The sequence below is a fragment of the Limosilactobacillus pulli genome (assembly GCF_947381555.1).
Classification (GTDB): domain Bacteria; phylum Bacillota; class Bacilli; order Lactobacillales; family Lactobacillaceae; genus Limosilactobacillus; species Limosilactobacillus pulli.
In genome coordinates this window covers 17,571-30,645 of sequence record NZ_CANCWQ010000010.1, presented here as the reverse complement: position 1 = coordinate 30,645, position 13,075 = coordinate 17,571, and the positions used below count along the sequence as shown (strand labels likewise).

The 13,075-nt window shown below is 48.0% G+C and carries 12 protein-coding genes; all 12 read right to left on the bottom strand.

Going from position 1 to position 13,075, the window contains the following annotated elements; all coding sequences use genetic code 11:
- Positions 1-11: 11 nt before the first annotated feature.
- The 12 genes from QOS03_RS04620 to mraY all read right to left on the bottom strand — a co-directional run bounded on the left by QOS03_RS04620 (position 12) and on the right by mraY (position 13,059).
- Entirely contained in the window at positions 12-215 is a 204-nt protein-coding gene (locus QOS03_RS04620) for a cold-shock protein (RefSeq protein ID WP_169461998.1), read from the bottom strand.
- A 126-nt stretch (positions 216-341) separates the two neighbouring features.
- Positions 342-3,137, bottom strand: a complete 2,796-nt coding sequence (ileS, locus tag QOS03_RS04615; protein ID WP_283575501.1) for an isoleucine--tRNA ligase — start codon at positions 3,135-3,137, stop codon at positions 342-344.
- A 299-nt stretch (positions 3,138-3,436) separates the two neighbouring features.
- Entirely contained in the window at positions 3,437-4,150 is a 714-nt protein-coding gene (locus QOS03_RS04610) for a DivIVA domain-containing protein (protein WP_283575500.1), read from the bottom strand.
- A 16-nt stretch (positions 4,151-4,166) separates the two neighbouring features.
- Positions 4,167-4,955, bottom strand: a complete 789-nt coding sequence (locus tag QOS03_RS04605) for a YlmH family RNA-binding protein (protein ID WP_169462001.1) — start codon at positions 4,953-4,955, stop codon at positions 4,167-4,169.
- 10 nt (positions 4,956-4,965) lie between these two features.
- The gene (locus QOS03_RS04600) at positions 4,966-5,226 is read right to left on the bottom strand and encodes a YggT family protein (RefSeq protein ID WP_169462002.1); all 261 of its coding nucleotides are present in this window, start codon (positions 5,224-5,226) and stop codon (positions 4,966-4,968) included.
- An 8-nt stretch (positions 5,227-5,234) separates the two neighbouring features.
- Positions 5,235-5,675 (bottom strand): cell division protein SepF, encoded by a 441-nt coding sequence (locus QOS03_RS04595; RefSeq protein ID WP_169462003.1) that lies wholly within the window; start codon positions 5,673-5,675, stop codon positions 5,235-5,237.
- A gap of 76 nt (positions 5,676-5,751) precedes the next feature.
- Positions 5,752-7,089 (bottom strand): cell division protein FtsZ, encoded by a 1,338-nt coding sequence (gene ftsZ / locus QOS03_RS04590; RefSeq protein ID WP_283575499.1) that lies wholly within the window; start codon positions 7,087-7,089, stop codon positions 5,752-5,754.
- Positions 7,090-7,124: 35 nt separating this feature from the next.
- A complete protein-coding gene (gene ftsA, locus QOS03_RS04585; RefSeq protein WP_283575498.1) occupies positions 7,125-8,507 on the bottom strand; it encodes a cell division protein FtsA in 1,383 nt (460 codons plus the stop codon).
- 135 nt (positions 8,508-8,642) lie between these two features.
- Positions 8,643-9,494, bottom strand: a complete 852-nt coding sequence (locus QOS03_RS04580) for a cell division protein FtsQ/DivIB (RefSeq protein ID WP_283575497.1) — start codon at positions 9,492-9,494, stop codon at positions 8,643-8,645.
- A 14-nt stretch (positions 9,495-9,508) separates the two neighbouring features.
- Positions 9,509-10,615, bottom strand: coding sequence for an undecaprenyldiphospho-muramoylpentapeptide beta-N-acetylglucosaminyltransferase (gene murG, locus QOS03_RS04575; RefSeq protein ID WP_283575496.1), 1,107 nt, complete (start codon positions 10,613-10,615; stop codon positions 9,509-9,511).
- Positions 10,615-11,991, bottom strand: a complete 1,377-nt coding sequence (murD, locus tag QOS03_RS04570) for a UDP-N-acetylmuramoyl-L-alanine--D-glutamate ligase (protein WP_283575495.1) — start codon at positions 11,989-11,991, stop codon at positions 10,615-10,617. The genes murG and murD overlap by 1 nt, the downstream gene beginning before the upstream one ends.
- Before the next feature lie 108 nt (positions 11,992-12,099).
- Positions 12,100-13,059, bottom strand: coding sequence for a phospho-N-acetylmuramoyl-pentapeptide-transferase (mraY, locus tag QOS03_RS04565; RefSeq protein WP_272208301.1), 960 nt, complete (start codon positions 13,057-13,059; stop codon positions 12,100-12,102).
- Between the last annotated feature and the right edge of the window lie 16 nt (positions 13,060-13,075).

The window sequence follows — 13,075 nt, the reverse complement described above, 5'->3', positions numbered from 1 at the left end:
GTCCCCCATTTCTAATCCAATGGCAAAACGTGTGCGGCTTGTGGCCCTTTTCTTCCCTGCACGACTACCAAAGAAACCAGCTGACCTGGTTTTAATTCGCGATGTCCGCTGCCTTCGATACCGTTAAAGTGAACAAAGACATCCGGTTCGTTTTCGACTTCGATAAAGCCCCAGCCTTTTTGGGCATCAAAATTTTTTACTCGTCCTTTTAGCAATTTTTTCACCTGCCATTTCGCTGCAAAATAAAAATGCATCAAACAGTTAAATGCTGCTTGATACATTTTACACCGTTTATTAAACCTTGTCTTGATTAGGTCAATAAAGGTTCGGTTAAGATTGGACTACTTTTCCAAACCTTCAGCAACCGTTTCAGGGAAGTTTTCCCGTACCAGCTTGGCACAGCGCGCACAAAGCATTGGGTAGACGGGATCGCTGCCAACGTCTTCTTTGACCATCCGGCAACGTTGGCAAGTCTCGCCATCAGCTACGGCAACCTTAACGGCAACGTTATCATTGAACTTTTCAGCATCTGCTGGCGCTTGGTCTACATCATGAACGTGCAGTGCCGAAACCCCGAACAGCAGACCGGCATCTGCATTCATGCTGTCTAAGAGGGCTTTTTGGCTGTCAGTCAGGTACAGATCAGCCTGAGCTTCCAGTGACTTACCAATCAGCTTGGCATCACGTGCTTCTTCCAAGGCCTTCAAAACATGAGAGCGAATCTCCATAAAGTCGTCCCACTTGCTCAGCAGTTCTTCTTCATTGGCGTAGGTCCGTGGTTCTGGGATTTCAGTCAGTTGAACGAATTCTTCTGGCTCGTCCATGTATTCCCAAACTTCTTCGGTCGTGTGTGGCAGAATTGGCGTCAGCAGCTTAACCAGCGTTACCAAAATGTCGTAAAAGACCGTCTGCATTGAACGACGCGCATGAGAATCCTTGGCTTCGACGTACAAGACGTCCTTGGCTACGTTCATGTAGAATGCTGACAGATCGTTGTTGACAAAGTTGATCAGCTTCTTGTAAGCCGTCATAAAGTCATATTCATCAAACAGATCGCGCATTTCCTTTAAGAAGCGGTTCAACTTAACGACCATGTATTGGTCAACGCTTTCCAGCTTTTCATAGGAAACCGTGTCATCGTTGGCGTCAAAGTCAGCCGTGTTGGCCAAAAGGAAGCGGAAGGTATTGCGCAGCTTCCGGTAGGCATCTGAGATCTGCTTGAACGTATCCATTGAAACCCGCACGTCAGCCGAAGTATCGGCACTCATTACCCAAAGACGGATAATTTCGGCCCCCATCTGCTTAACGACCTTGTTTGGATCAATAACGTTACCGATCGACTTGGACATCTTCTTGCCGTCCTTGTCCAGCGTAAAGCCTTGCGAAACGATGGACTTGTATGGAGCATGACCAGAGAGCACGACGCTGCAGATCAGACTGGAGTTGAACCAGCCTCGGTATTGGTCGGAACCTTCCAGATACATGTCGCATGGATAAGTCAGGTAGTCACGTTCTGCCAAGACGCCTTGATGACTGGAACCAGAGTCGAACCAAACATCCATAATGTCGGTTTCTTTCTTAAACTGACCATGTGGCGAATGTTCACTGGTAAAGCCTTCTGGCAGCAGGTCCTTGGCATCGCGTTCAAACCAAACGTTGGAGCCATACTCACGGAACAGGTCGGAAACATGGTTGATCGTTTCTTCAGTCATGATTGGCGTACAATCTTCAGCGTAGAAGATTGGCAATGGCACACCCCAGACCCGTTGCCGAGAGATAACCCAGTCGCCACGGTCTTTAAGCATGTTGTGCAGCCGTACCTTACCCCAGCTTGGGTAGTACTTGACCTCATCAACGGCGTTCAAGATCTCATCGCGCATCTTGTCGATCGAAACAAACCATTGGTCAGTGGCCCGGAAAACGATTGGCTTCTTGGTCCGCCAGTCAAATGGATAGCTGTGCTTCAGCGGTTCCTGCTTCAAAAGCGCGTTATGCTGCTTCAAAAGATCCAACGAAATGTCATCTGCATCTTGGTAGAAGACGCCATCAAACTCAGGACCATTTTCAGCCGTCAAGACACCTTGATCGTTCATTGGTGCAAAAATTGGCAGGCCGTACTTCTTACCTACCTGGTAGTCATCATCACCATAGCCAGGCGCGGTGTGAACCAGCCCTGTCCCTGCCTCAAGCGTAACATGATCACCATTGACAACCAGCATCTCTTTATCATTGTATGGGTGCTTGCTGGTCATGCGATCCATGTCTTGACCAGACAGCCGATCAACAACTTCATATTCGTCCCAGCCGAACTTTTCTGCGCACTTGGCAACCAACTCATCGGCAATTACGAACTTGCGATCATCATTGGCCGGCTTAACCACGGCATAGATAATTTTAGGATTGACGGCAACGGCTTCAGAAGCCGGAATCGTCCAAGGAGTAGTCGTCCAGCCGACCAGGTACGTATCATTGTCCAAACGTCCCTTGCCATCAATCACTCGTTCACAGAAGTAGGCCGTCTTGGCTACTACATCATGATATTCAACCTCGGCTTCTGCCAAGGCAGATTCAGATGACCATGACCAGTAGACCGGCTTTTTAGCCTGGTACAGCAGCCCCTTCTTGGCAAAAGCGCCAAAGACTTTGATCTGTTGTGCTTCAAATTCTTTAGCCAGTGTCAGGTATGGGTTGTCCCATTCACCAGAAACACCCAGACGCTTGAAGTCCTTACGCTGCTTGTCAACCTGTTCTAAGGCAAACTTGCGGCACAGATCCCGAAATTCGGTCGTGCTCATCTTCTTGCGGTCATAGCCCATCTTGGTCAATTGGTGTTCAATTGGCAGACCATGCGTATCCCAACCAGGAACGTATGGTGCTCTAAAGCCAGCCATTGACTTGTAGCGGACGATAAAGTCCTTGGAGATCTTGTTCATGGCGTGACCAATGTGGATATTCCCGTTGGCGTATGGAGGGCCATCATGGAGAACAAAAGTTGGCTTGCCTTGATTTAATTTTTGACGCTGTTCGTAGACTTTATTGTCTTCCCACAGCTTTTCGCGTTGTGCTTCGGTTTCCGGCAAGCGTCCACGCATAGGAAACTTAGTCTTGCCGATGTTCAAAGTGTCTTTGACCCGCATCTGCGAATTCCTCCTTGTCAATTCTCTAAACTTAAAAATCGCGTCCAAACGACAAAACGCTCCATCCGCAATGGGACGAAGCGTTTTCGTGGTACCACCCAAGTTCAAATCAGTTGTCTGATTCCTTAAGTCATTTGGTAACGGCAATGAACCGGCCAATGCTACTTAGTTCGCATTGGCGTTCAGAGATGATAGCTGCCCAGGCCTTAATTGCCAACCTCTCACCATTCGTTGGCTCGCTGAAATACGACTCTGGGGGCGCGATTCTCCTCAACAGTTTGTTCGCGATTAATCATCAACTAGTGTGCCGTACTGTCAGGAAAGACAACGACCGTCTCGCCTTCGTTTTTAGCGGCTGGCTTGGCAGAAGCTTTTTGATCCTGCTTTGGTGCTTGACTTTCCTGCGACTTTTCAGCAACTGGTTGATCAATTGCTTGTGATTCTACACTGTTTGTCGAATGATTGTCAAGACTGCTTCCCAAAATCTTTTGAATTTCGTCGTATTTGCTCAGATCGTCATTAGCCAGCAGCTCATCCCAATCCTTGCTCTTAACGACTTCCAGCTGTGATTCCAGCATTACTTGCAGCCGCTGTCTGAAGATTCGGGTCTGCTTTTTAAGATCATTGGTTTCCGTAGTCAGCTTCCGCGTTTCATCAGCACTGTTTTCCACGACCTGGTTGGCCTTGGTATTGGCTTCGGAAACAATATCGGTCGCCTGCTTTTGCGCCTCGCGAATCATGATCTCAGCCTCACGCTTGGCGTTGGTCTTAACCTTGTCAGCAGCTTCTTGAGCAACCAGAATTGACTTGTTTAAAGAATCCTTCAAGTCGGTAAAGTACTTTAGTTTTTCTTCATTGGCCTTGATGGTTTCCATCAGTTCATGATTCTTGACTTGCAGCGCTTGAAACTCGCTAGCTACTTGACGCAGAAACTCATTGACCTCGCTGGGATTGTAGCCCCGCATTTTGTTGTCGAACTGTTTTTTGCTGATTTCTTCCACGGTTAAAGTCATTTGCATTTCCTCCAAACTAAGCATGCACCACTGACATGGCGACGCGAATCTTATTTTTTCTAGTGTTTCCTTGAATCTCATCAATCCGAATCCGGCCGGCATGTCTGATGGAAAGCAGATCATGGGCTACCAACGGATAATCGGGACGCATCTCGGTCTCCCAGTTGACACGAACATCGCCGTGCTCAACCAGCTGCTTGGCGCGATTGCGTGAATAGTTAAATCCGGCTGCCACCAAGACGTCCAGTCGCATTGACGACACGGTAGCGACCATCTTTTCCCAGTCTTCTTGTGGCGTAACGATGGTTTCCAGATCAGCTTGTTTCAGCTTAACGTGAATCTTGCCAATCTGGCTGACCTGTTGGCGCAGATAGTCAACCAGGCTCTGACTGACGACTACCTGCCAGCGCATGCCCTCGTTGAGTACGTCGCCAAATGCGGAACGCTCCAAGCCGCTGCCAATCAGCGTTCCTAGAATCTGACGATGGTGCAGCTCGGTAAATTTGGTTGGATAGTCGATTTCGATCAGCTGCAGTTCAAAATCAGCTGTCTGTGGCTCATAATAGCTGGGATAAAACAAGATCCGCTGCATTTCGGCCTTTTCCCAGCCGCCATTGGCCCGCATCTTAACGTCATCGCGACGGTTGGTCAGCGTTTGCGCAATATAGACCTGCCGCGGATTCAAAAAGTCGGTTAAAACTGGACGATACTGGTCGGCTGCCGTATTCAGCCAATCCTCAACCTGCGCAATCAAAGGTGCCTCATCAGGCCGAAAATGCTGCTTGATGTTTTCTTCATCAGTCATTTATCTGCTCCTAATAGCCAATCAACCGCGACAGCATAATCACGCCATATTGGACTAGATAAAGCACGAATACGGCTACCACGGGGGCAAAGCTGATCCCGCCCAGTGGTGGAATATGCTCGTCAAAAAAGCGCAGGTATGGCTGAACCAGTCTAGTAAGCAATTCACCCAAACGGCTCTGCATGGCACCAGGAAACCAGGTCAAAAGACACCATACTACGATCAGTAATATATAGGCGTCAATTATCTTATTGATCAAATATGCAATCATAATACCCCTTAAAGTCGTTCGCTGCTGTTGGAATTAAGATCCCCAGCCAGTTTACCGGCAACGTCAACGCCACGCGGCACGCATAAAAAGATCTGCTCGCCAATGCGCTTAATCTCGCCGTCAATTGCATAGACAGCCCCATTTAAAAAGTCAACGACCTTGTTGGCTGCCTTATTGTCCATTTGCGAGAAATTAACGATGACGGCGTGATGATTCAAGAGCTCATCAACGATTTCCTTGGACTCACCGTACAGCCGTGGCTCAAATAGCATGATCTTGCCATTTTCAGCCGGTGCTGACTTAACTGAAACATGCGACCGATCGATCGGTACTACCTTACTGCTGGTAGTTGATGCAACGGGGGCTGTTGGTGCGACTGGCTGTGGTTCATAGTTTTCGGTCTCTGACTCATTGCCGATTCCAAAAAAGTTGTTGAAGAAATTTGCCATGTTCGCTCCTCCTTTAATTTTGAGCTAAAGATACAGCAAAAGGGAGCGCCTTTAGCCAGCTCTCCCAAATTACTCATTAGTCGTGACGACGATTCTTGAAGAATGGCGGCGTCGTCAGATTATCATTGTCTTGTTCATCGGATGCGGCAACATCACCGTGAAAGACATTAAATTCTGGCTTCTTAACGTGATTGAATTCATCGTTTTGCTCCCGCGTATCCGTCAGGCGGGTGCCTGCCGTAGGATCATCCCAGCCGGCAAATGGATCTTGGGAATCAGCCCGTTCTGCTCGCTTGGTTTCAGCCGGCTGCTGTTCTTCAGCTCGCCGTTCTACCGTTGTATTTTCTGGAACCGGCGCAGCTTCTGGCTCAACGCGCGCTACCCGTGGCTCACTGGCAGTCGGCGTGCTCATTGGACGAGCGGCAGCTGCCTGCTGACGCTGCTGCTTGGCCTTATCGATCCCAGTAGCAATAACCGTTACGCGAACCTCGTCTCCCAGCGTGTCATCCATGGCCATCCCAAAGGCAATATCGACATTGGTATTAGCAGCCTGGCTGATAACGTTGGATGCCTCTTGAGCCTCAAACATTGACAGGTTCTTACCACCAGTGATGTTCATCAAGACGTGTTCGGCACCGTCAATCGATACTTCAAGCAATGGCGAGGAGATAGCTTTCTTCGTGGCTTCGGCAGCACGGTTTTCACCCGTTGATGAACCGATCCCCATCAAAGCAGAGCCTTGGTTTTCCATCGTATGACGAATGTCGGCAAAGTCCAAGTTGATGTAGCCTGGGTTGGTGATCAAATCCGAGATCCCTTCGACCCCTTGACGCAAAACGTTGTCGGCTTCTTTAAAAGCTTCCATCATTGGCGTCTTTTTATCGATCATTTCCAGTAGACGGTTGTTGGCAACCACGATCAGCGTGTCAACGTTTTGCTTTAATTTTTCCAGCCCTTCACTGGCCAGCTTAGAGCGACGCTGACCTTCAAAGGTAAATGGACGCGTAACGACACCCACCGTCAGGGCACCAGAGTCCTTGGCAATCTTGGCAACTACTGGAGCGGCACCAGTCCCGGTACCACCACCCATACCGGCAGTCACAAAGACCATGTCAGCACCTTCCAGCGCCTTTGAAATCTCTGATTCACTTTCTTGGGCCGCTTTGGCACCGACTTCTGGGTTGGAGCCAGCCCCCAATCCCTTGGTCAGCTTAGGTCCTAATTGAATCTTGGTTTGTGCATGTGAGGCATCCAGGGCCTGCAGGTCAGTATTGGCTACGATAAAGTCAACGCCAGATACCTTGTCGTTGATCATTTGATTAACCGCGTTACCGCCACCGCCACCGACGCCGATAACCTTGATCTTCGCACCTTCCAATTGCATTTGGTCTGTTTCATTCGTTACATTGTCCATTCGTTGGTTCCTCCGTCACGTTAGGGTTAGTTTGATTAGTCAAAGAAATTTTCAAAGAAACGTTTGATGCTGCCTTTATTTTTAGGCTTTTTAGCCGGCTTTTCCGGTGTCATTGGAGCTTCTTCGGGCTGCTGAGCATCCGAAGAAGCATCCAGTCTTGCTGGCTTTTGATAACGCTCTTGATAATAGCCGCGCGTCGTTTCGGTTTGCCGAGGATTATCGGCTTGATGAGGGCTCATGATCAATGCACCCTGCTGAACGGTCTGCTTAAGCAGGCGATCGATGTCGTTTAAGTGATCCTCGTACATGCCTAGAGCAATCGCCAGTGCAAACCCTGGATGCCGAACGCCCATCTGTTCCGGTACAAAAGTCTTAACGTTGGCCGTAAAGTATTCTTTGGCCAATTCAACCACGCCAGGCAAAGCCGTTAAGCCACCGATCAAAATCACGCCACCAGGCAGATTCGGCGCATGAACCTCTTTTAGACGATTGCTGATGCGCTGGAAGATTTGACGGATTCGCGCCTCGATAATCTCAGCCAAATATTTTTCCGAATATTCAACCGGCTGATTCTGGCCTACCACGTCAACCGCCAACTGAACGCTTTCATCCGCCATCCGACTATCGGCATAGCCATGGTCACGCTTCAAACGCTCGGCATTGCGCATTGAGGTGTTGAGCACGGTCGAGATGTCACGCGTTACCAATTGACCGCCTTCTGGATCAACATAGACAAACTTCAGCTGATGATCGTGAATGATGCTGGCCGTAGTCTGACCACCACCCATGTCGACAACCAGCGTCCCGAAGTCTTGTTCGCCATCGTTCAAAAGATTAAAGCCCGTGGCAATTGGTGAAACAACCAGGTCTTGAATCTGCAGGCCAGCCTGCTCAACTGCTTTTTTGGTATTGTGAACAATCGTCTTTGGTCCGGTATAAAGCGTTGCTGCCAATTCCAAGCGAACGCCGACCATGCCCCGTGGATCCTTAATGCCCTTAAAGCCATCGACCGTAAACTCTTGTGGAACCAGGTCAATAATTTCACGTTCTGGTGGCAGATTCTGCGTTAACGTTGACTGTGCAACGTCGATTACGTCTTGGTTGACGATCTCGCGTGACTGACCTTGACTGGCAATCGTGATCATACCGTGAACATGGCCCATCTGCAAATAGTTGGCCGGCAGTGCAACAACGACTTTTTTGATATCAATGCCTGATTTGGCTGCGGCCTCAGCAACTGCTCGGGAGATTGCCTGAGCAGTTTTGTCGATATCAACGATCACGCCACGATTCAGCCCAGCAGATGGCTGAACGCCAGTGCCTACAACTTTTAATTGTCCTTTTACGTTTTCGCATACCAATACTTTGATTAAAGTGGTTCCGATATCTAAGCCAACGTAGACTTGTGAATTTTCCATCTACCTGGAACCCTCCTGTTTTCTAAAATTCAACCCGGATTCAGATTGTAATCATAAACTGTACTAAATTTTACCACACTTAACATGATTCAAAAAAGGCCCAAACCATGTTTATTTGGCGCTTGATCAACGAACCTACTCGTCCTGGTTGTCATATGAATATGAGAAGGCCCCATATTGCAGATCAACCACGCCATTTTCCTTCATCTTAGAAGCAATTGAAGGATAATAGCGCATCTTTTGATTCAGATTGTCCGATCGCACCAGAATCTCATTACCATCATTCATATAGATGCGCAGTCGTTTAGCATCTGAGGTCGTAGGCGCAAACGTGACTTCGGAGATGCCGGCTCTGATAGCACTGGGCAGGCTGCCAATCTGTCGCGCCGTCTGCTGCATGATCTTTTCATGATGCTCAAAACCGGCATAGCGTACAAAATTAGAGATTGAGTGATTTTTGACGGGACTCAGACGACCGTTGCCGATCAGCAGCTGGTTGACACCATTATGCTCAATCACACCAATGATTGGATATTCGGTAACCTTGATTCTGATTGATTGTGGATCGGTCAAGCTGACCTTGAGCGACTTGATCTGTGGATTGGCCTTTTTAGCCGTCTGCTCCAGCTTTTTTTGCTGACTTAAAACGCGCCAGATCAATGCGCCCTTTTTAATCTGAGCTGCCGATTCAACCTTGGCTGCCGTTAGATCCTGGTTGCCGGTTACCTGAATACTTGTAATCTTACTAAGCGGGGAAACAATATACAAAGCCAGCAGCAAGATGATCACAAATGGAATCAAAACGCTCAGTACTCGGCGAGTGTTGCTGATTTGTTGTGCGTGCTTAATCCCCTTGACCCGGCTGCCAATGCCTTGCTTTTGATAGCGACGACGGCGATCAAAAGCCATGGCACTTTGAGCCTCTAACTTGGCCAGTCGGCGTGCATACCGCTGGTGCTCTTGATTGCGTTTTTCGTCGCTGTTCATGATTTCCCCTCCTTTTATTTTTGGTGATCGGCAATCGCCTTATGCAAAATCTTAATCAAGCGATCAGCTGCATCAGGTCGTCCCATTTTTTTCGAAGCCACGGCCATTTTTTCACGCACTGCCTTATCTTCCATCAAGCGATCAGCCTGGACCAGCAACGACCGACCATCCAGCTTATCTTCAGTAATCATAGCTGCCGCGCCGTTTTTAACCAATGCCATCGCGTTTTTGACCTGATGATTGGCCGTTACGTATGGACTTGGAATCAATATCGTTGGAATTCCCAGGGCCGTAATTTCAGCAATCGTTGTCGCGCCAGCTCTTGAAACCAGGCAGGCTACCTTAGGCATCTTGGCTGGCATGTCTTCGATATAGGGAACAATCTTGACGTTTGATCCAATCTTGACGTTTTTAAGTGCTTCTTTAACCTGGTTATAGCGCTTTTGTCCCGTAGCAAAAACCACCTGGTAGTCGCGCTGGCTGAATTCTGGAATCGCTTGAACGACACTGGCGTTAATCTTTGGTGCCCCTTGACTGCCACCAAAGATCATCAGGACCGGTTTATCATTGCTTAATCCATAGCTGGTCCATGAGAAATCAGAGTCAGCATTGGCCGCAGCCTGTTGAGCACGGGGATTGCCACACATTGTAACCTTGGCAGCCGGGAACTGGTCTCTAGCTGCCTCAAAAGCAATGGCAATCTCATCAACATAATGACTCAAAAACTTGTTGGTAATGCCGACAACGCTGTTTTGCTCATGAATAACCGTTGGTACGTGCAGGCGGGCTGCTGCATACAAAACAGCACCGCTGACATAGCCACCGGTACCCAGGACCACATCTGGCTTAAAGTCTTTGATAATCTTTTTGGCTTCATGAACGGCTTTTAAAAACAAATAGGCCGTCTTGAAGTTTTCCAAAGACAGCGAACGCTTAAACCCTTGCGTGTGCAGTACCTTTAATTCAAGTCCAGCTGCCGGAACGATCTTGTTTTCCAGCCCGCGATCGGTTCCCACGTAAAGTACCTGCGTATCCGGCTCAACCTGCTTTAAACGTTCAATCAAAGCCAGCGCTGGATAGATATGACCACCGGTGCCCCCACCGGAAACAATGATTCTCATTATTTCTGCTCCTTTTGTCCGGTCAACTGCTCAACTGCCTTGACGAACTCATCACCACGCACCTCAAAACTTGGGAATTGATCCCAGCTGGCATTGGCTGGTGAAAGCAAGATGACATCGCCAGGCTCGCTTAGTTTCCACGCCTCTGGTACGGCCGTCACGGCATTTTCAGTTTCAATGATCTCAGGGATGCCCGCCTGTTCTGCAGCATCTTTCATCTGCTTTTTACATTCACCAAATACAATGATGGCCTTAACGTGTTCTTTAAAGTAAGGTACCAAGCGCTCAAACGTGTAGCCACGATCCAGACCTCCAGCCAACAAAATGACCGGCTGTTCAAATCCTTGCAAAGCCACCTCAGTAGCTTCGATATCAGTCGACTTGGAATCATTGTAAAAGCGCCGTCCCTCATATTCCATGACATACTGCAGTCGGTGACGCACACCAGCAAAGGTCGTTAAAACGTCTACGATATCGGCAGTCGAAACACCGCTCAGCTTGGCTGCTGCAATTGCTGCCAAGGCATTTTCAACGTTTTGAGGGCCAATCAGACGAATGTCTTTGGCAGCCATGATCTTTTCATCACGCCAAAAGATCTCGCCATTTTGTTCATAGGCACCCTCATGACTCTTGTTGAGCCGCGAAAAAGGTACGATCGTTGCATTGGAGCGACGGGCAATTTCCTGCCATTCATCACGATCCCAGTTAATGATCAAATAATCATCCTTGGTTTGGTTGCGCGTAATATTGAGCTTGGCATTGATGTAATTTTCGCGATTCTTATGATAATCGAGGTGATTGGCAAAAATATTGGTAATTACGGCAATCTGCGGATGAATCGTTGGTGCACCCAACAGTTGGAAACTGGACAATTCAGCGACAATCGTGTCATCAGGGCCCATCTTTTCAGCCGTCTTGCTGAACGAAACCCCAATATTGCCAGCATAAGCCGTTTGATAAGGATTGCTCTTGGCAACCATTTTTTCAATCAAAGTCGTCGTCGTCGTCTTGCCATTGCTGCCAGTAACGGCGATCAGATGACCGGCAAAGATCTCGCTGGCCAGTTCAGCCTCGGTAATAATTGGCGTTTTTTTGGTCATGAATTTTTGAACCAATGGCACATCATAAGGAATACCGGGATTCTTAACCACCACGTCAAAGTCTTCGTCAGCCAGTGATAATGGGTTTTCGCCAGTAATAACCTCAATGCCATCCGCTTTTAAATCGGCCACGACTGCTGGATCATCTGGCGTTTTTTGATCATTAGCCACAACTTTGGCCCCTAATTTAACCAACAGATGAGCCGCGTTAATGCCGCTGATTCCAAATCCCAATACTAAGGCTTTTTTGCCTTGATACTTCGTTACCTGTCGCACGAAAATTCACCTCGTTATTTTTTAAAAGTAAAAATTATTTCTGAGTGCATAGACAATCATAGACCGTTTATGCCGCCCAATTTTTAAAATTATTCTTAAAACCTGATTTTATTCAAACAGCATGATCGTGCCAATCGACAGGATCGAAAACAGCAGCGTCACGCTCCAAAATACGATATCAATCTTCCATTCACTCCAGCCCTTCATCTCAAAACTATGATGAATTGGCGTCATTGGAAAGATTCGATGACCAGTCGTCTTAAAAGCTGCCACCTGCAAAATTACGCTTAAGGTTTCAGCAACATAGATAATCCCAATAAACAGAAGCGACCATTCATGATGCAGCAACAGTGATACCGCAGCCAATGAGGCCCCAACTGAAAGCGATCCCATGTCGCCCATGAAGATTTTGGCCGGCTTGTGATTATAAGGGAAGAAGCCGGCTAAGGCACCTACCATTGCCAGACAAAACAGTGCAACCTCATACTGACGCTGCATAATGGCCAAAAACAGGTAGGCCAAAAATGACACGATACCGCATCCGGTTACCAGGCCATCCAGACCATCCGTCAAGTTGACGGCATTAGAAAAGCCAACTATCCAAAAAATAATGAACAGGCCATAGAGCCAACCAATCTGCGAGCTACCAAAGCCCATTTGAAAGCCTTCATGCTGATAGATCACAGTAAAGATCATGGCTGCAATAACTTGACAAAGTGCTTTTTGCCACGGCTTGAAGCCTTCATTTTGGTGATTGAAAATCTTGATCGAGTCATCCCACATCCCAATCAAACCATAGACTACCAACACAAACAGCAATGCCCACATCGTGTTGGTTAAAATTCCTTGCCAGATGGCGACCCAAAGGCAGGTTACCAAAGCGGCAACGATAAACAAGAGTCCCCCCATGGTTGGCGTGCCGGCTTTTTTGGCATGCCAGGTTGGCCCTTCTTCTCTAATCTGCTGTCCTTCTTTTTTGGCACGGAAATAGCGAATCAACGACGGCATCAGCAGAAACGTAATTAAAAACGAGCTGAGCAGCGTCAAAATGACAACCAGTATACTCATGATATCCTCCTAAAAA